14 protein-coding genes and 1 pseudogene are annotated in these 21,020 nt (G+C 69.2%); 7 read left to right on the top strand and 8 right to left on the bottom strand.

Annotation, left to right across the window (positions count from 1 at the left end; translation table 11 throughout):
- Window positions 1–33: 33 nt before the first annotated feature.
- A complete protein-coding gene (locus OU994_RS24625; RefSeq protein ID WP_281608071.1) occupies window positions 34–684 on the bottom strand; it encodes a hypothetical protein in 651 nt (216 codons plus the stop codon).
- 121 nt (window positions 685–805) lie between these two features.
- Between OU994_RS24625 and OU994_RS24620 the strand changes: the two genes are divergently transcribed.
- The 4 genes from OU994_RS24620 to OU994_RS24605 all read left to right on the top strand — a co-directional run bounded on the left by OU994_RS24620 (window position 806) and on the right by OU994_RS24605 (window position 6,522).
- Complete coding sequence (locus OU994_RS24620) at window positions 806–1,636, top strand: M15 family metallopeptidase (protein ID WP_281608070.1); 831 nt, start codon at window positions 806–808, stop codon at window positions 1,634–1,636.
- A gap of 73 nt (window positions 1,637–1,709) precedes the next feature.
- Window positions 1,710–4,181: a type VI secretion system membrane subunit TssM gene (gene tssM / locus OU994_RS24615; RefSeq protein WP_307731943.1), complete on the top strand. Its 2,472-nt coding sequence runs from the start codon at window positions 1,710–1,712 to the stop codon at window positions 4,179–4,181.
- 78 nt (window positions 4,182–4,259) lie between these two features.
- Window positions 4,260–5,864, top strand: a complete 1,605-nt coding sequence (locus OU994_RS24610; RefSeq protein WP_281608069.1) for a methyl-accepting chemotaxis protein — start codon at window positions 4,260–4,262, stop codon at window positions 5,862–5,864.
- A gap of 28 nt (window positions 5,865–5,892) precedes the next feature.
- The gene (locus OU994_RS24605; RefSeq protein ID WP_281608068.1) at window positions 5,893–6,522 is read left to right on the top strand and encodes a tRNA-uridine aminocarboxypropyltransferase; all 630 of its coding nucleotides are present in this window, start codon (window positions 5,893–5,895) and stop codon (window positions 6,520–6,522) included.
- Here the strand turns inward: OU994_RS24605 and OU994_RS24600 are convergent.
- From OU994_RS24600 to OU994_RS24590, 3 genes are read right to left on the bottom strand one after another with little or no spacing between them, the layout of a single operon-like run.
- Window positions 6,515–9,337, bottom strand: a complete 2,823-nt coding sequence (locus tag OU994_RS24600) for an Hsp70 family protein (RefSeq protein ID WP_281608067.1) — start codon at window positions 9,335–9,337, stop codon at window positions 6,515–6,517. The genes OU994_RS24605 and OU994_RS24600 overlap by 8 nt on opposite strands.
- Window positions 9,334–11,226, bottom strand: coding sequence for an Hsp70 family protein (locus OU994_RS24595; protein WP_281608066.1), 1,893 nt, complete (start codon window positions 11,224–11,226; stop codon window positions 9,334–9,336). The genes OU994_RS24600 and OU994_RS24595 overlap by 4 nt, the downstream gene beginning before the upstream one ends.
- Window positions 11,223–11,810 (bottom strand): DUF2760 domain-containing protein, encoded by a 588-nt coding sequence (locus OU994_RS24590; protein ID WP_281608065.1) that lies wholly within the window; start codon window positions 11,808–11,810, stop codon window positions 11,223–11,225. Before OU994_RS24590 ends, OU994_RS24595 begins: the two co-directional genes overlap by 4 nt.
- A 289-nt stretch (window positions 11,811–12,099) precedes the next feature.
- Between OU994_RS24590 and OU994_RS24585 the strand changes: the two genes are divergently transcribed.
- Complete coding sequence (locus tag OU994_RS24585) at window positions 12,100–13,224, top strand: PA0069 family radical SAM protein (protein ID WP_281611711.1); 1,125 nt, start codon at window positions 12,100–12,102, stop codon at window positions 13,222–13,224.
- A 46-nt stretch (window positions 13,225–13,270) separates the two neighbouring features.
- Here OU994_RS24585 and OU994_RS24580 read toward each other — a convergent pair whose 3' ends face one another.
- On the bottom strand, window positions 13,271–13,849 hold the full coding sequence (locus tag OU994_RS24580) for a gamma-glutamylcyclotransferase (protein WP_281608064.1): 579 nt from the start codon (window positions 13,847–13,849) through the stop codon (window positions 13,271–13,273).
- A gap of 122 nt (window positions 13,850–13,971) precedes the next feature.
- Between OU994_RS24580 and maiA the strand changes: the two genes are divergently transcribed.
- Window positions 13,972–14,616 carry a maleylacetoacetate isomerase gene (maiA, locus tag OU994_RS24575; protein ID WP_281608063.1) on the top strand — a complete coding sequence of 215 codons (645 nt, stop codon included), beginning with the start codon at window positions 13,972–13,974 and terminating at the stop codon, window positions 14,614–14,616.
- A 64-nt stretch (window positions 14,617–14,680) separates the two neighbouring features.
- On the opposite strand, the gene OU994_RS24570 is transcribed toward maiA, so the two are convergent.
- The 3 genes and pseudogenes from OU994_RS24570 to OU994_RS24560 form a co-directional block, all read right to left on the bottom strand.
- Window positions 14,681–16,399, bottom strand: coding sequence for a sensor domain-containing diguanylate cyclase (locus tag OU994_RS24570; RefSeq protein ID WP_281608062.1), 1,719 nt, complete (start codon window positions 16,397–16,399; stop codon window positions 14,681–14,683).
- Between the two features lie 160 nt (window positions 16,400–16,559).
- On the bottom strand, window positions 16,560–18,437 hold the full coding sequence (locus OU994_RS24565) for a response regulator (RefSeq protein ID WP_281608061.1): 1,878 nt from the start codon (window positions 18,435–18,437) through the stop codon (window positions 16,560–16,562).
- A 208-nt stretch (window positions 18,438–18,645) separates the two neighbouring features.
- Window positions 18,646–19,743: pseudogene (locus OU994_RS24560) on the bottom strand (sensor histidine kinase); the annotation flags it as partial.
- Between the two features lie 873 nt (window positions 19,744–20,616).
- Here OU994_RS24560 and OU994_RS24555 point away from each other — a divergent pair.
- Window positions 20,617–21,015 carry a hypothetical protein gene (locus tag OU994_RS24555; protein ID WP_281608060.1) on the top strand — a complete coding sequence of 133 codons (399 nt, stop codon included), beginning with the start codon at window positions 20,617–20,619 and terminating at the stop codon, window positions 21,013–21,015.
- Window positions 21,016–21,020: the final 5 nt, after the last annotated feature.

Raw genomic sequence — 21,020 nt, 5'->3', positions numbered from 1 at the left:
GGATGTGCGTGCGCGTACGTTCCAGGGGAAGTTCTATTCGACGTGGCAGGCCGTATCGCCGGCGCGGGTGGCGCAGATGCGCATGCCGCACAGGCGGCCTTCTTCGCCACCGACACGCCGGCAACGCTGCAGCAGGTCTTCCGTATGGTCGTCAACGCGCGCTTCGACGACGTCGACCTCGTTGGCATGGGCGACCAGGGCCGACAGCAACTCCACGTCGGTATCGGCGACCGCGTGCAGCGTGCGGCGGGCCTTCTCGCGTGCAGCCACGGCGTGTTTCGCCGTCGGTTTCAGCGCCGACGGCGGCGGCACCATCACCGCCTGGCCGTGACCCGTCGCGACCGCCGGGATGCGTTCAGGTGCCAGGACGGCGGCCGGTGGGGACAACGCCGGCGCCGGTGCTTCGTCGACTATGGCGGCAGCCTCGATCGCCTCCGCCGGGACGGGCCGAGGCAGCATCGGGGCAACCTGCACGAAGGGCGGCAGCGCTTCATGCACGATCAGCGGCGAGGGGCCGCTGGACAGCCACCACATCAGCAGGGCACCGGTCACCACACCGCTACCGACGACCAGGGCAACGCCACGTCCTGCCGAAGGCGTGGCAATGGCGGGGCGCCGCAGCGGTGCCGCGGCCTTGCGTTCGAGGCTGGCCAGTATGCCCCTGCCGGATTTTGATGAATCCAAGTTGCTTCTCCAAAGCTTGATGTGGACGGTCTTGCGCTGGCCGGTCCGTGTCATACGATGGGCGTCCGGTCGACAGACAGTTTCGCGCCGGCACTTTTTTAGGGTGTTGACGGAGCGCACTATGTTTCCTATTTTCATGTTAATGCTGTTCGTGGGCGCCTGCGTGGCCGGCTGGCTGATGCTGTTCCCGGCAGGCCGGGAGGGGGCTGGCGCCGTTGTGGGGCGGCTCGGCCGCGATGCCGACCGCGCATGGCGGCAGATGGCTGTCCAGGGAGCGCGAGGCGTGTGCTCGGCCGGAGAAGGCGCGCGGGCGGCACTTGCCCGCGGGGTGCGGCTGCTGCGTCGCTATCCTCTGCTGGCCTCCGGTTGCGCCGCCCTCGTGCTGCTGCCTCCGCTGGCCGCGCTGCTGCTGGCCGGGCGCGCGGAACTGCCCGGTGTCGCGGCACCGGACCACGCCGTCAACGGGCAGGTGGCCGAGCTGCTGCGCGGTGAACGGCTGATCGCTCCGGCGCCATTGCCGCCGGCCGCCTTCACCACCGCCGAAGTGACGCTGGTGCGCCCGCAACTGGCCAGCGCGAACCGCAATTGGGATTTGCTGGACCCGGATTTCACGCAGCGGCTGCTGCTGGTGTTCAAGGTGATGCGCGACCAGTACGGCTATGACATGGTGCTGCTGGAGGGTTATCGCAGCCCCGAGCGGCAGAACCGGCTGGCCGACGCCGGCGGGCACGTCACCAGCGCGCGTGCGTTCCAGAGCTGGCATCAGTTCGGCCTGGCCGGCGACTGTGCCTTCCTGCGCAACGGCAAGGTGGTGATCACGGAAAAGGATCCGTGGGCGATGCGCGGTTACGCGCTGTACGGGCAGGTGGCGGAAGCGGCCGGGCTGACATGGGGCGGGCGCTGGAAGATGATGGATTTCGGCCACGTGGAATTGCGCACACGCCGCCGTTGAAGTTGCGATTGGTCAACAAATTTCCCCGTGGATAGTGGCACCATCATCCGACGAAACAAACGGGTGCCACATGATGCGACGAATCTGGCTGTTCGTGACGGACTCCCGTCACTTTGCAATCCTTGGACTGGCCGCGACGGCGGGCCTGTATTTTCTCGGCGCCGAACTGCTGGAGCTCGCGCTGATCTGGGTGATCGCGGCCACCTGCGCCACGGTGCTCTGCTGGCTGCTGGTGCGCTGGCTGCGGCGTGTGCTGGCCGCGCGCAGCGCAGCCCGGCTGGAGCGGGCGATCGAGGAAAGCTCCGCACCGCCCGCCGCCGCTGTCGAGGACGATGTCGATGTGCTCCGCAGCGGCTTGCTGAAGGCGATCGACACGATCCGCGGATCCAAGCTGGGCATCAAGACCGGCAGCCGCGCGCTGTACGAATTGCCGTGGTACATGATCATCGGCAATCCGGCGGCCGGCAAGAGCAGCGCCATCGTCAACTCCGGCCTGCAGTTCCCGATCGCCGAGAACACGGTGGTGCAGGGCGTGGGCGGTACCCGCAACTGCGACTGGTTCTTCACCACCGAAGGCATCGTGCTCGATACCGCGGGCCGCTATTCGGTCGACGACGAGCACCGCGGCGAGTGGCACGGCTTTCTCGACCTGCTGAAGAAGTACCGTGCGCGGGCGCCCATCAACGGCATCCTGGTCGCCGTCAGCATCGCCGAGCTGCGCGGCGCCGACGCCGATGCCGGCATCCGGCTGGCCCGCAACCTGCGCAAGCGCGTGCAGGACCTGATCGAGCGGCTCGAAGTGTTCGCACCCGTCTACGTGGTATTCACCAAGGCCGACCTGATCGCGGGATTCGCCGACTTCTTCGCGCCGTTCGAGCGGGCCGAGCGCGAACGGCCGTGGGGCGCCACCATGCCTTACCAGCGCCGCGCCGGCACGCAGGAAATCCTGGCCTTCTTCGACGGCGCGTTCGACGAGCTGCATGAAGGCTTGAAGGAGACCTGCATCGCCAACATGTCGCTGCAGCGGCGCGACAGCCTGCCATCCGGCATCTTCACATTCCCGTTCGAGTTCGCGTCGCTGCGGGTGCCGCTGCGCGCCTTCCTCGCCACGCTGTTCGAGGAAAACGCATTCCAGTTCAAGCCGGTGTTCCGCGGCTTCTACTTCACCAGCGCCCAGCAGGAAGGCCTGCCCGAATGCGCGCAGTCGCGCCACGTGATGCAACGCTTCGCCCTGTCGCGCCGGGCGGCAACGGCGCAGCCAGGCCCGGTCCACGACATGCGCCAGACCGGCTACTTCCTGCTCGACCTGTTCCGCAAGGTCATCTTCGAAGACCGCAACCTGGTGTCCCAGTACGCCAGCCGCAGCAAGATCCAGTTCAAGTACGGTGCCTTCATCGCGGTGGCGGTGGCGCTCGGCGTGTCGCTGGCGGGATGGAGCTGGTCCTACCTCGGCAACCGGCAATTGCTGGCCACCGTGCAGGGCGATCTCGACAAGGTGGTGCGCCTGCAGGATGGCCGCCTCGACCTGCAGGCGCGCCTCGAAGCGCTGGACGTGCTGCAGCGGCGCATCGAGCAGCTCGAACAGTATCGCCGGGAGCGCCCGTGGGCGCTGTCGCTGGGCCTCTACCAGGGCGAGCTGCTCGAACTCAAGCTGCGCGAGCAGTTCTTCGGCGGCGTGCGCGAGGTGATGGTGAAACCGGTGGCCGGCAACCTCGAGGCGCTGCTGTACGAGATGAACGCCAATGCCGGCCAGCTGGCCGCGCCGGCGGCAACGCTGCAACAGCCCGCGCAGCCACCGGTGCAGGCGCCCGCGCGCGCGTATGCCGATGCCTCGCCAACCAGCGTGGAAGATGGCTATAACGCGCTGAAGACCTACCTGATGCTGGCCGACCCGGCGCTCGCCGAGCCGGGCCACCTGAACGACCAGCTGACGCGGTTCTGGCGCGGCTGGCTGGAAGCCAACCGTGGCGCCATGCCGCGCGAGCAGATGATCCGCAGTGCCGAGCGGCTGCTGACGTTCCACCTGGCGCAGCTGGGCGACCCGGCGTGGCCGCGGATCGAGCAGAAGCTGGCATTGGTGGACAGTGCGCGCGAGAACCTGCGGCGCGTGGTGCGCGGCATGCCGGCGCGCGACCGCGTGTATGCCGAGATCCGCGCCCGCGCTGCGACACGTTTTCCAGCCATGACGGTGGGCCGCATCGTCGGCGAGCACGATGCGGCGCTGGTGCAGGGCAGCCATGCGATTGCCGGAACGTTTACCCGCGAGGCCTGGGAAAAATACGTCGCCGGTGCGATCCGCGATGTGTCGGCGAAGGAGCTGCAAAGCACCGACTGGGTGCTGAAGACCGCCAGCCGCGACGACCTGACCCTGGAAGGCAGCCCGGAACAGATCGAGAAGAACCTGGTCGCCATGTATCTGGCCGACAAGGCCGCGGCCTGGGCGGCGATGCCATTGCATCAATGGCTGCGCACCGTGGTCAAGGATCCCGGCCAGATGGCACAGCTGGACGAGTTGCTGGGCACGGCTTCGGCGGCGGGGAATTGATCGCCGCCGCCGCGTTCCGCTTGCATTCTCCCTGCGTTATCGGCAGACTGGCTTGCAAAGATCATGCAGGGAGGCAATATGGGGAATTTTGGTATCGGCACGCGCCTGGCGCTTGGCTTCGCGCTCGTGCTGGCGCTGCTGGCCGCGATGACGGTCACCGGCGTGCTGCGCATGCAGGGCGCCAGCCGGCTGACCGAGGAACTGGTCTCCCAGCGGGTCCACAATGAACGGCTGATGACCGAGTGGAACACCGTCATCGAGGTCAACGCGGCGCGCACCATCGCCGCCTTCTTCGCGCCGGACGTGACCACGCAGAAGGCCATCGAGGCCACGATGGCGGCGTCGTCGAAACGGGCCACCGAAATCCAGGACCTGCTGGGGCGCACGCTGGCCGATGAAGACTCGCGCCGCGGCCACGCGGCCGTGATGGCCGCGCGCAAGCAATACACGGATACGCGCAAGACCATGCTGGCCGCCAAGGCCGCCGGCGACATGGCCACCGCCCAGCGCCTGTATGCCACTGACTTGAACACGACACTCGGGGCCTACCTGGGCGCCCTGGCCAGCCTGCTGAGAACCCAGCAGGCCGCGCTCGACGTCACAGCCGCCGCCATCCAGGCCAACTACGCCGCCGGGCGCAACCTGCTGCTGGCGCTGGGCCTCGGCGCCACCGTGGCGGGCGTGGTGGTGGCCTGGCGCCTCACGCACGCCATCACCGCGCCGCTGCGGCAAGCCGTGCAAGTGGCGGAAAATGTCTCTTCCGGCGATCTCACCAGCGCCATCGACGACTCGCGGGCCGACGAGACGGGCCAGCTGATGCGCGCGCTGAAAAAAATGAATGGCAGCCTGCTGGCCATCGTCAGCCAGGTGCGCAACGGCACCGAGACCATCGCCACCGCCGCCGCCGAGATCGCGGCCGGCAACCTCGACCTGTCGTCGCGCACCGAGCAGCAGGCCAGCGCGCTGCAGCAGACCGCCGCCACGATGGAACAACTCACGTCGGCCGTGCGCTCGAACGCCGAGAATGCGCGCGAAGCCCGCACGCTGGCCGATGGCGCCGCCGCCATCGCCGGCCAGGGCGGCAGCGTGGTGGCCGATGTCGTGCGCACGATGGACGACATCAATGCCTCGTCGGGCCGCATCGTCGACATCATCGCCGTCATCGACGGCATCGCGTTCCAGACCAACATCCTGGCCCTGAACGCGGCCGTCGAGGCGGCGCGGGCGGGGGAGCAGGGCAGGGGCTTCGCCGTCGTGGCATCCGAAGTCCGCGCGCTGGCGGGACGTTCCGCCGCGGCGGCCAGGGAAATCAAGGAACTGATCGGCGACTCGGTGCAGAAGGTGCAGGCCGGCAGCGCGCTGGTCGATCGCGCCGGCCACACCATGAGCGACATCGAGGCCGCGATCGCCAAGGTCACGCAAATCATGACCCAGATCGCCGATGCCAGCGCGCAGCAGCAGGATGGCATCGAGCAGGTCAACACGGCCATCACCCAGATGGACCAGGTGACGCAGCAGAACGCCGCGCTGGTCGAACAGGCGGCGGCTGCGGCAGCGACCATGCAGGCGCAGGCGAACCGGTTGGCCGATGCGGTGGCGGTGTTCCGGCTCGATTCGGCCGAGCCGCTGCGCCGCCGCGAGGATCATCGCGGCCACGGGGAGCGCATCGCCCTGTCCGCCTGAAGCAAGGGGGCCCGGCTACAATGCGCGCATGACGACAAGACGGGCGCAATGCCCCACCTGCCTGCGCGCCGCCAGCGCCTGCATCTGCCATTGGATCCGCCCGATCGAGAGCCGCGCGGCGCTGCTGGTCCTGCAGCATCCGATGGAAACGGCCAATGCCAAGAACAGCGCGCGCCTGCTGCACCTGTGCCTGCCCGGCAGCACGCTCGCCATCGGCGAAACCTTCGAAGACATGGAGGGCTTGCTGGCGGGACCGCGCCAGCCGGTGCTGCTGTACCCGGAGACGCCCGGCGACCGCTCGCTCGGCATTGCGCCACCGCCGCCGTTCGGCGGCGCGGCGCCTGAACAGGTGCTGCTGGTCGTGCTCGATGCCACGTGGCGCAAGAGCCGCAAGATGCTGTACCTGAATCCGGCATTGCAGGCGCTGCCACGGCTGGCGCTGCGCGACGTACCGGCCTCGCACTACCTGATCCGCAAGGCGCATGCGCCCGGCCAGCTGTCGACACTGGAGGCCGCGGCATACGCGCTGGCCAGGCTCGAAGGGGATGACAGCCGCTTTGCGCCCTTGCTCGACGCGTTCGACGGCTTCGTCGGCCAGCAGCAGGCACTGGCCGCCGCGCACCGGCCTGGCCGATCAACCGATCAACCGATCAGCTGATCAGCTTCAATCCCGGCGGCAGGGCGTCGCCGAGCATGCGCTGCTCGGTGGCCTGGTCCAGTTCCACCACTTCGCGCACCATCGTGCTCCACGTCGGCGGCGCGCCCACGGCCGTCAGCCGGCGCAGCACTTCGTCGCGCATGGCCGGGGCGATGTCGCGCGACCGGTCGCCGGTCATGCGCGCCAGGTGTGCGGCGGCGAAGCCGGCCGGCTCGATCTTCTTCCAGTCCAGCTTCAGGATCTCGCCCAGCCATGCTTCCACCGATGCCACCGGCGCCACTTCGTGCGCGCTGCCATGGAAGGGCTTGCGCGCGCCGACCCGGCCCAGCGCCCACAGGTAGCGGGTAAAGCTGGCGGCCGCCTTGGCATCGAACTTCGGGCCGGCGACCGGCAGCTTGCCGATCGTGCCCACCATCCAGTCTCCGATCTCGGCCTTGTAGGCGGCCGGAATGCGCTCCAGCGAGGCGCCCAGCCGCAGCATGTCTTCCTCGCCCCCGTCGACCAGCGTGGCGGGGCGGCGACCCCGTTCCGCCGCGCTGGCCTGCAGGTTGAACGCGAAGTCGTCCAGCAGCCGCAGCTGCATCTCGGTCGACAGGCCGCCTGCCACGCGGCGCCACAGCGTCCACCATTCGGCGCGCACCTGGCCATCCTTGAAGTACTGGGCGCCGCTGTCGAACAGGGCCCACAGCTGGCCGATGCGCCAGTCGTCGAGCGGCGCGCCGAAGCCGGGGCGCAGGCACCAGCCGGCCAGGTTGAGCCACACGCGCTCATGTTCGGGCGAGCGGCGGCGGCCTTTCGCGCGCGCCATCAGCGCATCGAACAGGTGCCGCAGCAGCGCTGTCGGCCAGCGTTCGCGGCTGCCCAGCAACTGTTCCAGCTGGCCGCGCAACTGGCGCACTTCCTTGCTTTCCACGTGCAGCACGCGCGAACCGAAGATGCGGTCGATCTTCTCCACCGCGTCGGCAAAGCGGGGCGGTGGCGCCTCCGCTTGCGGTTCGGCTGTCTCTTCCTCGCCGCGCAGCTGGAACTCCAGCAGCCAGCGGCGGCCGCTGGCCGCTTCCACGCAATGCACTTCCAGCGTGCCGACCTCGGACAGGGCGGCCGCGAGCCGCACTGGGACTTCCCGCGGCACTTTCGTGTCGTCGGTCTTCAGCACGGTGGAAATGGCCGGCAGCGCCACGTAGTCGGCCGGATCCAGGTCGGCCAGGTCGCCGGCGCCGTGGCGCAGGTCGGCCACGGTGGAGACCAGGTGGAAGCGCACCGGCCGCCCCACGCGCAGGCCGAACGTGCGGTCGGCCAGCGTCACCTCGCTGCCCGGCTGCGCGCCGCGCGGCAGGATGCAGACGGCGCGCCGCTTCACGCCCGGCGCCTTGTCGGTATCGAGCAGCAGGTAGTAGGCCCGCGCGGAGCCGCCGGCGATCGACGGCGCCATGCCTTGCCGCGACAGCGAATAGGCGACACCGCCGCGGGCCACGGCCACGTCCGGATTATCGTTGTGCAGCACCTTGACCGGCCCCAGCTGCTGCTGGCCGCGCCAGCCGGTCAGCGTGTCCGCCAGCCGCTGCGCCAGCACGCCGGCACGGAACACGCCGCCGTTCAGCAGCAGCGTGTCCGGCACCGGGAACGTGGTGTCGTCGGCGATGCCCAGCGCGGCCCGCGCCGCCTGGGCATGCTGGCGCAGGAAGCTGGCGAGATGGCGCGTGACGGCCGCATCGCTGGCGTAGGGCAGGCCGAATTCGACGATGCCGCCGCGCGAGCGGCGCGCATCGGCCTGCTCCTGGTTCAGCGGGAAAAAGCCTTCGACGACGACCTGCGCCACGTCGCCGCGGGTCAGCGCCACCGACCGGCTGCCGCCGATCAGCCGGGAACCGCTGCCGAGCAGCGTGACGTTGGCCTGTTCGGGCCCGCCCGCCGACAGCAGCTGCTCCTTGGCGGCGCGGCAGCGCTCCGTCAACTGCGCCAGCCGCCCCGCGGACAGCTTTTGCTGGCTGTCCGGCGCGGCCAGGCGCGATTCGGCCAGGTGCGCCAGGGCCAGGTCCATGTTGTCGCCACCCAGGATCAGGTGGTTGCCGACGCCGATCCGCTCCAGCACGGGTTCGTTGTTCGCCATCCGTACCTGGACCAGCGAAAAGTCGGTGGTGCCGCCGCCCACGTCGGCCACCAGCGCCAGCCGCGTGTCGGCCAGTTCCGCAGCCAGCGTGGCGCGGTGGCGGTACAGCCAGTCGTACAGGGCGGCCTGCGGTTCTTCCAGCAGCCGCACGCCCTGCAGGCCGGCCAGCCTGGCCGCTTCCAGCGTCAGCGCGCGGGCGCCCTCGTCGAACGACGCGGGCACCGTCAGCACGATGCGCTGGTCTTCCAGGGGATGGTCGGGGAAACGGGCATTCCAGGCACCGCGCAGGTGCGCCAGGTAGCTGGCGCTGGCGGTCACCGGGGAGACCTTGGGCACGCCCTCGGGCGCACCCCACGGCAGGATCGGCGCCGTGCGGTCGACCCCGGGATGCGACAGCCAGCTTTTCGCGCTGGCCACGTAGCGCCCCGTCACCTGGGCACCGAGCGTACGGGCCAGCCGCCCGACGACGAACCGCTCGACACCGGCCACGTCCTGCTGCAGCCAAGGCAGCTGCAGTTCCTTCGGCCCCAGTTCGCCCTCTGCGGGGTGGTAGCGGTTCGACGGCAGCAGCAGCGCGCGGTGCACTTCGCCCGGCGCCGTCAGCTGGTCGATGTCCAGCAGTTGTACCTCGGCGGCGCCGGGTGCCGCGTAGGCCAGCACCGTGTTGGTGGTGCCGAGGTCGATGCTGACCAGGTAGGGCGTCATTGCCCGTCGGCGGTGCCGCGCACGTCGAATTCCACCTTCCAGCGCTGGCCGTCATTGGCCACCGCCAGCAGTTCCAGCGTGCCCGCTTCCGTGGCGTGCGCATGCAGGCGCACCTGCACCACGTCGCCCGGCTGGCGGCCTTCCGGCGACAGTTCGGCCTGGATCTCGTTCAGCTCGACCAGCTCGTCAGGACCCCAGAAGTCCAGCACGGTGCCGATCTGGTCCTGCCGGCGGGTGGAAGAACCGAAGAACCGGAACTGCACGGGCTCGCCCACCACGAGGCCGAATTCCTGCCCAGGCAATTCCAGCTCGCTGCCTTCTTCCATGCCGAACGGCGCCACGCACAGGGCCTGGATCGGCGGCTCCATGCCGGGAATGGCCGGCATCGACGATTCCACCGCCACGTAGTACGACCGGGCCGTGCCGCCGCGGATGCGCACGCCGGCGCCGCGCCGCACATAGCTGTAGTACGCCGCGCCGCGCGCCACGGCCAGGTCCAGGTCCGCGCCGCCCAGCATGCGTGCCGGTTCGGCGCCTTCCATGTACAGCCAGTCGTTGATGGTTTCCATCACGCGCCGGGCCAGCAGTTCGGATTTGAAGACGCCGCCGTTGAACAGCACGGCGCTCGGGTGCAGGAAGGAATGGTCCGGATTCTGGCGCTCTGCAAAGCCCGGCACGTCGGCCGTGGCACCCTTCTGGCGGCCCAGGAAGGCGGCCAGGTGGCGCGTGACCGCGGCATCCTGCGCATACGGCAGGCCCAGTTGCGTCAGGCCGGCGCGGGTGCGCACGGCGGGGCGGGCGGCCGCTTCCACTTTCGGGAAGAAGCCGTCGGTGATGAAGGTGGTGACTTCGTCGCGCGTCAGTTCGGTGCGGATCGAACCGCCGATCAGCTTCGAGCCGCGGCTCGGCACCACGATCGGCCAGCTCTCCGCGCTGGCGTCGGCCAGCAGGTTTTCCTTGGCGGCGCGGCAGCCATAGGTCAGCGCGCGCAGTTGCCACGGGTCGAGCTGCGTGCCGTTGGCCGCCAGCTTGCGGGCCACCAGGTGCGCCAGCGCCAGGTCCATGTTATCGCCGCCCAGCAGGATATGGTCGCCCACGGCCACGCGGTGCGGTTCCAGCACGCCGTCGCGCTCGGTGATGGCGATCAGCGAGAAGTCGCTGGTGCCGCCACCCACGTCGACGACGAGGATGATGTCGCCGGGCTTCACTTCCTTGCGCCAGCGGCCTTCGCTGCCCTGGATCCAGCTGTACAGCGCGGCCTGCGGTTCTTCCAGCAGGGTCACGGCCTGGTAGCCGGCGGCCCGGGCCGCCTCGGCGGTCAGTTCGCGGGCGGCCGGGTCGAACGAGGCGGGGATCGTCACCGTCACGGCCTGTTCGCCGAACGGTGCTTCGGGATGCGCGGCATTCCACGCCTGGCGCAGGTGGGCCAGGTAGCGGGTGGACGCCGTCAGCGGCGAGACGCGCGTCACTTCTTCCGGCGCGTCGTTCGGCAGGATGGCGGCGCGGCGGTCCACGCCGGGGTGGCACAGCCAGCTCTTCGCGCTGGACACCAGGCGGATCGGCGTGGTGGCGCCGCGGCTGCGCGCCATTTCGCCGGCCACCGAGGTTTCCCCTTCGGCGCTCCACGGAAGCGCGAGCTCGCCGGGCGGCAGTTCATCGGGGTGCGGCAGGTACAGGAACGAGGGCAGCAGCGGCAGGTCCTCGACCGTGCCGGGCGCCGTCAGCTGGGGCACGCCCAGCACCGACTGCCGGGTCTTCTCGCCATCGCTGCCGGCCAGGTCGACGTACGACAGCGCGCTGTGCGTGGTGCCCAGGTCGATACCGATCGCATAACGGGGCGTGTTGCTTGGTGGCGTGTTGCTTGGCGGCGTAATGTTTTCGTCGCTCACAGTTCCACCTCCGCCGGTGCCAGGATTTTCGCGTCATGCGCTTCGGCCAGTTTCGGCAGGCGCACGGCCGTGGCGCGCCAGCCGCGGTGGCTCAGCGTGCCCTTGAAGGGCGGCTTGCCGACGACGTTGCCGGTCAGGCGCACGGCGGCGGCATCGAAGCCTTCTTCCAGCGTCACGCGGCTGCCTTCGGCTTCGGCGCGCGCCGGTTCGATCGTGAAGTGTTCCTTGAGTACCTTGCTGCAGCCTTCGTGGACCACGCGGGCCGCCGCGCCGATATCGGCATCCGAATAGCCGGCCAGGTTTTCCTGCGTGAAGTCGATCAGGCGTGCCTCGCGCTGCAGCAGCGACAGCAGTTGCAGCGCGGCATCCGGAGTCGCTTCGCGCAGCGGCGGCGCTACCGGCGCGGGGGCTGGCGCGGGTCCCGGGGCTGGCGCAGGTGCAGGCGCCGGTGCAGGAGGGGCAGCCACCGGGCCGATCTGGTCATTCTGGTAACGGCCGGCGAATTCGGCGTCGCCCAGCGTCTTGAAGAAAGCGCTGAAGGCAAGCGGGATCCTGGCCAGGAAGGACGGATTTTTGGTAGTCATATTGCTCGTGTGTGGTGGGTCCGGGTTGGCTCCGGACGGGCAATTGCGAATCATACCAGTTGGCGAACTGCCAAGTGCGTGCGGCGGTTGCATGCCCTTGAAGAACGGCCTAGAATACTGTATATACATACAGTCATAGTGAGACGCTGGAGCGATCATGCACCGAGACAACTTCACCACGAACCACCTCAACAACGCAGGCAACGATTTCGCTGGCAATGATTTCACAGGCAACGATTTCGCTGGCAGCGACTTTGCCCGCAACGTCGATCCACAAGCCGAGCAGGTCATGCTGATGCCCCGTTCGCTGCGCGCGCTGAAGGGCCGCGGCGCCGTGGCCAACGTGCAGGGGCGCTACGAAGTGGATGTGCGCGAAACCTTCGACGACGGCTGGCTGCGCGAGGAAGAAGAGCCCCGCGTCTGGCGCACCCAGGTCACCGACGAAACGGCGAAGTCGATCCTGTCGCGCAACCAGTCGCCGGACATCCCGTTCGGTGTCTCGCTGAACCCGTACCGCGGTTGCGAGCACGGCTGTATCTATTGCTTTGCGCGCCCATCGCACAGCTACCTGGGCCTGTCTCCCGGGCTCGATTTCGAAAGCAAGCTGTATGCAAAGGTCAACGCGGCCGATCTGCTGCGCAGCGAGCTGTCGAAGCCCGGCTATGCGGTGGAGCCGATCGCCCTGGGCGTGAATACCGATGCGTACCAGCCCATCGAGCGCGAGCTGAAACTCACGCGGCGCGTGCTCGAGGTGTTGCAGGAATGCCGCCATCCCGTCGGGCTGATCACGAAATCGGCCCTGATCGAGCGCGATATCGATATCCTCGCACCGATGGCGGAAAAGCGCCTGGCCGCCGCGTCGATCACGCTGACCACGCTGGACCCGAAGATCGCGCGCACGCTGGAACCGCGCGCCGCGGCGCCGGAGCGCCGGCTGCGGGCCATCCGCACGCTGACCGAAGCGGGCATACCGGTCGGCGTGTCGGTGGCGCCGATCATCCCGTTCGTGACGGAACCGGAAATCGAAAAAGTGATCGAGGCCGCCTTCGATGCCGGCGCCATCCAGGCCAGCTACGTGGTGCTGCGGCTGCCATGGGAAGTCAACCCGCTGTTCCAGCAATGGCTGGAAGCGCATTTCCCGGACCGTGCCCAGCGCGTGATGAACCGCGTGCGTGAAATCCACGGCGGCAAGGATTACGATGCCTCGTTCGCCACGCGGATGGGCGGCCAGGGCCTGTGGGCGGACCTGATCCGGCAACGGGTGGAAAAAGCCATCCAGCGCTGCGGCATGGCCGGGCGGGGCAGCCGGTTCAGGCAGCTCGATTGCACGCAATTCAGGCGCCCGCTGGTGGTGCCGCCGGTGGGGGCGAAGGCGAAGCGGGCGGAGGCGGTGGGGCAGATGAGCCTGTTCTGAGCCGGTTGCCGCGGTCGCGGCGCCGTATCGGTCCGTTATCGGTCCGTTATTTGGTCTGTTGTTTGGCCAGCGTGGCCAGGTGCCGCTCGATCGCGAACACATGCTCGTCCACGTGCCCCATCTCCCGGAGCGCGTGCGCCAGGTGCACCAGGTATTCCACGTTCGGTCCGCTGGGCCCACGCGCGCCGGCGATCTGCCGCGCGATCGCCAGTTCCGGCGCCTCGCCCAGGTAAGCGGCATTGTCGTGCCGGGCAATGTAGACCAGGCCTTCCTCGCTGCCGCCGCCGTCGAAGCGGATATCGATCGGCAGCCGCAGGTAGCCGTTCTTTTCCCGGTGGTCGAGGTGCGCGAATTCTTCCGGCGTCACCAGGTAAGCCATGCCGTAGCAGAGCGCGCCTTCCTGTGGCACCAGCGTGACGACACGGCCGGGTGCTTCCAGCGTGCCGCGGTGGTCGTGCGACCCTTGCCAGAAACGGCGCACCCAGCCGGCGATGCAGGCCGGGCGGCGTTCGAGGTAGGGAAAATCGGCTTTCCAGATCAGCGAACCGTAGCCGAACAGCCACACGCTATGGTGGCCGTCGAACCGGTCCATCGCGCGGTTGATCTCGATGGTGTTGTGCGACATGGAGGCAGTGTGGAAACGTGGACCGGGCAATTATAGGCGGCCGGTCCGCCCGGCGTGCCGGCCATGGCCGGTTGCCCGCGGGAGCGGCTAATATGTCGGCTGAATAATACGGAGACCCCACCATGAAGCTGTACACCTACTTCCGCAGCTCCGCCGCCTACCGCGTGCGCATCGCGCTGAACCTGAAGGGCGTCGCCTACGATGCGGTACCGGTCCACCTGCTGAAGGACGGCGGCGAGCAGCATGGCGCCGCCTACCGGGCCGTGAATCCCAGCGAGCTGATCCCTGCGCTGGAAACGGACGGCGCCACGCTGGCGCAATCCCTGGCGATCATCGAATACCTGGAAGAAGTGCATCCGGTCATGCCGCTGCTGCCGCAAGATGCGCTGGGGCGTGCCCGCGTGCGCGCGCTGGCGCAGACGATTGCCAGCGATACGCACCCGCTGACCAACCTGCGCGTGCTGCGCCACCTGAAAGGCACGCTGGGCCTGTCGGAAGACGACAAGAACGCCTGGTACCGCCACTGGCTGGGCGAGGGCATGCGCGTGCTGGAAGCGCAACTGGCGAACAGCCCCGCCACGGGCCGCTTCTGCCACGGCGACATGCCGACGATCGCCGACTGCTGCCTGGTGCCGCAGGTCTTCAACGCCAGGCGCGTCGGCGTCGACCTGGCGCCGTTCCCGACGATCGCCGCGATCGACGCGGCGTGCGCCGGCATCCCCGCCTTCCAGGCAGCGCACCCGTCTCAGCAGCCCGACGCGGAATGATCCCGGGACTCGTGGCGGTGAAAGGCCCAATGCGGGGCCGAGCCCCCCTCTGCCGGGCGGATGCCTAGAACCGCACCACGCGGTCGCGGCCTTCCTGCTTGGCGCGGTACAGCGCCTGGTCGGCGCGCATCAGCAGCGTCGACGGCGTGTCGCCGGTGACCGCCGAGGCGACGCCGATGCTGATCGTCAGCGTCACTTCGCCGCCATCGTCGGCGTCGATGCGAAGCGCGGCCACGGCGGCCCGCAGGCGTTCCGCGGCCACGGCGGCCACCGCTTCCTCCGTCTCCGGCATCAGCACCACGAATTCCTCGCCGCCGAAGCGGGCCGCGGTATCGATCGTCCGAAGCGCCGCGTCCAGCAGTGTCGCCACCGCCACGATGGCCCGGTCGCCCGTGTCGTGGCCGAAGGTATCGTTGATGCGCTTGAAGAAGTCGATGTCCACCATCAGCACCGACACCGGGTGGCCGAAGCGCCGGCCCCGTTCCAGTTCGGCTTCGATCTGCTCCGTCATCTTGCGGCGATTGGCGATGCCGGTCAGCGGATCGGTGGTGGCCAGTTGCTCCAGCATGCTGTTCGCCGTGCGCAGTTCCAGCGTGCGCCGCTGCACGCGCTCTTCCAGGTGGTCGCGCTCGTCGTTCAGCGCGGCCAGCGTGCGGCGGCGCTCGCGCAGCGCCACCACCAGCGCGGAAATCAGCACGCCCTGCAAGACGATCAGCGTGAGGCCGGAAACGATCTGCCAGCGATACCGTTCCCACACGCTGTCCGGCCGGTTCAGCAGCTTGGCGTCCGGCGGCAGGTCGCGCAGGCCGTAGCGCTCGACCGTGGGTGCATCGAACACGTAGCGCTGCAGGGGAATGTCGTCGGTGCGCCCGCCCAGCAGGATGCGGCCGATCACCCGCCCGATGCCTTCGCCGCTGACGACATAGCCGCCCACCATGCCGGGCAGTACCAGCGAATCCAGGTGCGTATAGACCGGTACCGGGCTGGCGGCGGCAATGCGGTGCGCCAGCTCGTGCGGATCGAGTTTTCCACCCTTGTCGTTCAGCCCCGCGGCCAGCAGCAGCAGGGCGCTGTCCCGGTCCAGCGTGGCAAGCTTGCGCGCCACCTGGTCGAAATCCTTGTCGGTCCAGTACTCGAACGCCAGCCGGCCCCGATGGCGCGCCGCCGCGCCCCGGATCGCGGCGATCCAGCGCTGCACGCGCGCGCTGCTGTCGCCGACCACGACCAGGCGGCGTACCTGCGGCGCCGTGCGCGTGACGATGCCGACCGCGCGGTCGAAGTCGGGGTGCACCGCGACCGGCGTGCCGTCCGCCGGCTGCCAGCCGGTATGGCCATAGTTGACATAGAAGCGCGCCGCACCCGGGAAGAGCTCCGGATGCGCGCCCAGGAACAGGGCGGCGACCTGCCCCTCGGCCACCACCACGTCGAAGCGCACCCTGGCGTACTTGCTGCGCAAGTGCGGCGCCATGCCGGCCGTGGCGGCCACGGCACCGACGCGGTTCGCATCCAGGCGTTCTTCATGGATCACGGGCATCGCGGCCGTGCCGCGCCTGGCCAGTTCGTCGACCATCCCGTCGTGCAGCAGCCGTTGCCAGTTCGACATGGCATCCGGGCCCAGCGAGTACAGCACCAGCACCCGGCGTTCCGCACCGGCCGCCTGCGCGGGGAACAGGGCCAGCGCCAATGCCAGCGCCAGCCAGCAGCCGGCCACCAGCCGGGAGAGCGGGAAAGGCAACTGGAGAGGCGGCGCGCGGCGCGGGCCGAAGGACAGCTTGCAATGCATCGGATGGCAGTCAGCGGCTACGAACGGGGGCGGGCAGGCCGCGGTCTAGCATCGGCACCGGCGCAAGCCGCTACCTCAAGAAAAGTGTAACACGCCGGCTCCCGATTTAAGTTCCATGTGGAAACTATGCCTGTACCGTTGCAGACACGCGACGGCCGGTCTACGACACCCGGGCCTCTTGCTCTACCAGCGCCTGCAGCTCGCGCGGGCTGACCGGCTTGGCCAGGTGCGCGGTAAATCCGGCCGCGACGGCGCGCCGGTGATCGGCCTGCTGGCCATACGCCGTGAGCGCGATCAGCCGCGTGTCGCGCAGGTGCGGCCGGCTCCGCAACTCGGCCGCCAGCTCGTAGCCATCCATGCCGGGCAAGCCGATATCGAGGATGGCCAGGTCGGGCGCCAGGCTGTCGGCCAGCCGCAAGGCGGTGGCGGGATCGGATACCGCGTACACTTCGTGCCCGCGCAGCTCGAGCACGGCGCGCAGTCCGTCCAGCACGTTGGGGTTGTCGTCCACCAGCATGATCCGGCTGCGTCCGGCCGCCAGCTGCTCCGCCGCCGGCGCCGCGATGGCGGCCATGCCTGGCACCGGCAGCGGCGCGGGCAGGTCGATGACGGCATCGGCCAGCGGCATGCGCACCTCGAACACGCTGCCCCGGCCGGCACCGGCACTGCTGGCGGTGACGGTGCCGCCATGCAGCATGACGATGCTCTTCACGATCGCCAGGCCCAGCCCCAGGCCGCCGCGCGAGCGGTCCAGCGCCTGGCGCTCCTGCACGAACTTGTCGAACAGCTGCGGCAGCATTTCGCGCGAGATGCCGATGCCGTTGTCGGTCACGCGGATCACCGCCTCGTTGCCCGCGCGGCGCGCCTCCAGGGCGATGTCGCCGCCATCGCTGGTGTACTTGGCGGCATTCGTCAGCAGGTTCGACAACACTTGCACGAAGCGCATCGCGTCGGCGTCCACCACCATGCCGGCCGGCGGCACGTCGAGGCGAAGCCGGTGCCGCCGCTCTTCCAGCAATGGACTCACCGTTTCCACCGCCTGCGTCACCAGCGCCGCCAGCTCGACCCGCTCGCGCCGCAGTTCGAACTTGCCCTGGGCAATGCGGGCCACGTCGAGCAGGTCGTCCACCAGGCGCACGAGGTGGCGCGCCTGCCGCTCGATCACCGCGTGTTCCCTGTCGAGCGAGCCGATGCCTTTCAGCCGCATCAGTTCCAGCGCCACCAGGATCGGCGACAGCGGGTTGCGCAACTCATGGCCCAGCATCGCCAGGAACTCGTCCTTGGCGCGGTTCGCCACCTCGGCATCGCTGCGCGCGCGCACCAGCGCTGTCACGTCGAACGCCACGATGGCCACGCGGTCCACTTGCCCGGCCGTGTTGCGGATCGGCTGGTGCACGTAGTCGAAAAAGCATTCTTCCGGTTCGGCGCCGGGCTGGCGCTGCAGCCACACGCGGCGGGCCTGGCCCACCGCCGGCTCGCCGCTGGCCAGCACGTGCTCCAGTTCATCGAACAGCGCCTGGTCCGGTACTTCCGCCAGCGCCTGCCGGAACGGCGTGCCCTGCACGTCGCGCCGGCCGATCAGGTCCGCGTAGCGCTCGTTCACCAGTTCGTACACCAGTGTGGTGCCGCGCAGGATCGCGATCGCCGCCGGCGCCTGCATGAACACCTCGGCCATCCGCTCGGCATGCGCGCGCTCGACCTGGCGGATGCGGTAGCGGATCAGCTGGGATTCGATGCGCGTGAGCAGTTCGCGCGCCGAGAATGGCTTGACGAGGTAGTCGTCGGCGCCGGCATTCAAGCCTTCGATGCGCGCTTCCTCGCCGGCGCGCGCCGACAGCAGCAATACCGGCACGTCGTGCAGCGCGTCGTCCCCGTGCAGGGCGGCGATCAGGCCGAAGCCATCGAGCTCCGGCATCATCACGTCGGAAACGACCAGGTCGGGCCGTTCGCGCCGGGCCGCCTCCAGCGCGGCGCGGCCGTTCTCCACCGCCGTCACGCGCCAGCGCTGGCGCAGCAGGCGCTCCAGGTAGCCGCGCATGTCGGCGTTGTCGTCCGCCACCAGCACGTGGGCGCCATGCGCCAGCAGCGTGCGATCTTCCTCCGCCTCCTCGTCGTTGTCCGCGTCCTGGCGCGGCAGCCAGCGCCGCGCTTCCGTCGTAGTACGCTGCCAGCGTGGCGGAAGACGCGGTGCCGTCGGCGCGCCCCGCCAGGCGGTCGTCCGGCAGGTGCGCGCGGCCCAGCGGCAGCGTCACGGTGAAGCAGGTGCCGCTGCCGGGCTCGCTGGCGACGGTGATCGCGCCGTGATGCAGGTCCACCAGGTCGCGCACCAGTGCCATGCCGATGCCGGAGCCCTCGTGCGAACGCGAACGCGCCCCTTCGACACGCTGGAAGCGCTCGAAGATCTTGTCCGGGTGGTGCGCCGCGATGCCCACGCCGGTGTCCCGAACGGTCAGCACGGCGCGGCCGCTTTCCTGCCGCAGCGCGACCGCGATGCGGCCCTCGAAGGTGAACTTGAAGGCGTTCGACAGCAGGTTCAGCACGATCTTTTCGTACATCTGCGTATCCACCCAGGCCGGCGCCGGCAGCGGCTCGCAGTGCACGTCCAGTGCCAGGCCGGCGCTTTCGACGATCGAGCGGAAGCCGCTGGCCAGGTCGCACGTCAGCGCCGCCAAATCCACCTCGGCATACGCCGCCTGCATGCGGCCGGCCTGCACGCGCGAGAAATCGAGCAGCGTGTTGACAAGCTTCTGCAGGCGCAGCGCATTGTCGCGCGCCAGTTCCAGCCGGTGGCGCTGCGCCGCCGGCAAGGGCGCTGTCTCGTCGCCCAGCGCATCTTCCACGGGCCCCAGCATCAGCGTCAGCGGCGTGCGGAATTCGTGGCTCACATTGGAGAAAAACGCGGTCTTGGCGCGGTCCAGTTCGGCCAGCGCATCGGCACGCCGGCGCTGTTCCTCGGCCGCCGTGGCATTCTGCAGCGCCGCGGCGACCTGGCCGGCCACCAGGCCGTAGAACGTGCGGTACTCGGCATCGAGCGGCCGTGCCGGGTTCACGCCGGCAATCAGCACGCCGGCGGCCGCCGTGCGTCCCGGAATGGCCAGCGGCAGCACGATCGCTTGCGTGACGGGCTGCCCGGCGACGCCGGCCGGCAGTCCCGCCACGGCACCGGCCGGCACCACCACGGGGCTGCCGGTGGCGCACGCCTCGGCAATGGGCCAGGGCGTGCCGGCATCGCCGGGACCGATGGCGGCGGGCGCCGCGTGGCCGGACGCTGGCAGGTGGGCGGCCTGCTGGAGCTGCGCGGCACCGGTTTCCTCATCCACGAGGTAGAGCAGGGCGAACGGCATGTCGAGCGGATTGCGGCCGATGGTCGCCATCGCCGTCGCACAGGCGCGCGCCACGTTGTCCTCGCCGGCCGCGGCGGCCAGCGCCGACAGCGTGGCCAGCCGGCGCGTGTTCAGGTTGCTGGCGGTGACATCCGTGGAAGGGCAGAACAGGCCGCCCACGCCGCCCGACTCATCGACGATCGGGCTGTACGAAAACGAATACCACGTCTCTTCCAGGTAATCGCCGCGGTTCATGTACAGCTGCACATTGGCGACGAAGGTGGCCTCGGCCTGGCGGAACACCTTGTCGGCCAGCGGTCCGCAGAAATCCCAGATCTCCGCCCACACCTGCGCCGCCGGCAGGCCCAGCGCCCACGGATGCTTGGCACGGCTGAGCACGTCCACGTAGGCGTCGTTGTACAGGAAAGTCGCTTCGGGACCCCAGCCGATCCAGATCGGATGGCTCGAGTTCAGCATCAGGCTCACGGTGGTGCGCAGGCTCTGCGGCCATGCCTCCAGGCTGCCCAGCGGCGTGGCCGACCAGTCATGGGCGGCGATCAGGCCCGCCATCGCGCCGGGGGCGGCAAGGAAGCCCAGGTGGGCAGGCACAACGGGGTGCGCCGACTGCTCGTGGTCCCTCAAGCCGCTCTCCGCGTGAAGTTTGCAAAAGAATCTGCAATATTGATAATTGTCCACTTTACGGCATCCCGCCATGCCAGTCGCGCACGATAGGCATTTCCGGCAGTTCAGTTTTTGTTCATGACAACATAAGGCAAGCGAGTAACCTGGCGTTTGGTGTGGAGGTCTAGCCTAGGACAGCGGCGCATTGGACAGTCCTTCATTTGACAGTCCCTATCGTGCGCTCCATACTTTTATGGTCATTCCCTTCCCGCCATGACCTTCCCATTTCCGATCCGCAAGGAGTGCCCGCCCGGCGCCTGTGACTGCAGGCGCGAGCTGCTGGAAGCCGATCCGCAGGCGGATGCGCGCGTGCTGCGGCTGACCCGCGAGGAGGAAAAGCGGCTGGTCGAGCGGATCGAGGCGATCGGCAGCTACGCCGAGCTCGTGCGGGTTGGCCAGCGCCTGCAAGAACAGCTGGGCGTGACGTTGACGATCGCGCCCGGGCCGAACGAAGTGCGCACCGTGCGCGGCTTCGCCATCGAACTGGCGCCACGGCCAGGGCTGTGCCGCAAGACCCGGCAAGCGGTACCCGCCGCCATCCGGCGCTGCCTCGAAGCCCGCCCGGAAATCGCCTTCGCCATCCTGGATGCGCACGACTTGCTGGGGCGCTAGCGGCC

The organism is Pseudoduganella sp. SL102 (assembly GCF_027856995.1).
GTDB classification, from domain to species: domain Bacteria; phylum Pseudomonadota; class Gammaproteobacteria; order Burkholderiales; family Burkholderiaceae_D; genus Rugamonas; species Rugamonas albidiflava.
Note: the sequence above shows the minus strand (reverse complement) of the source record. Positions and strands in the feature narration are given on the sequence as shown.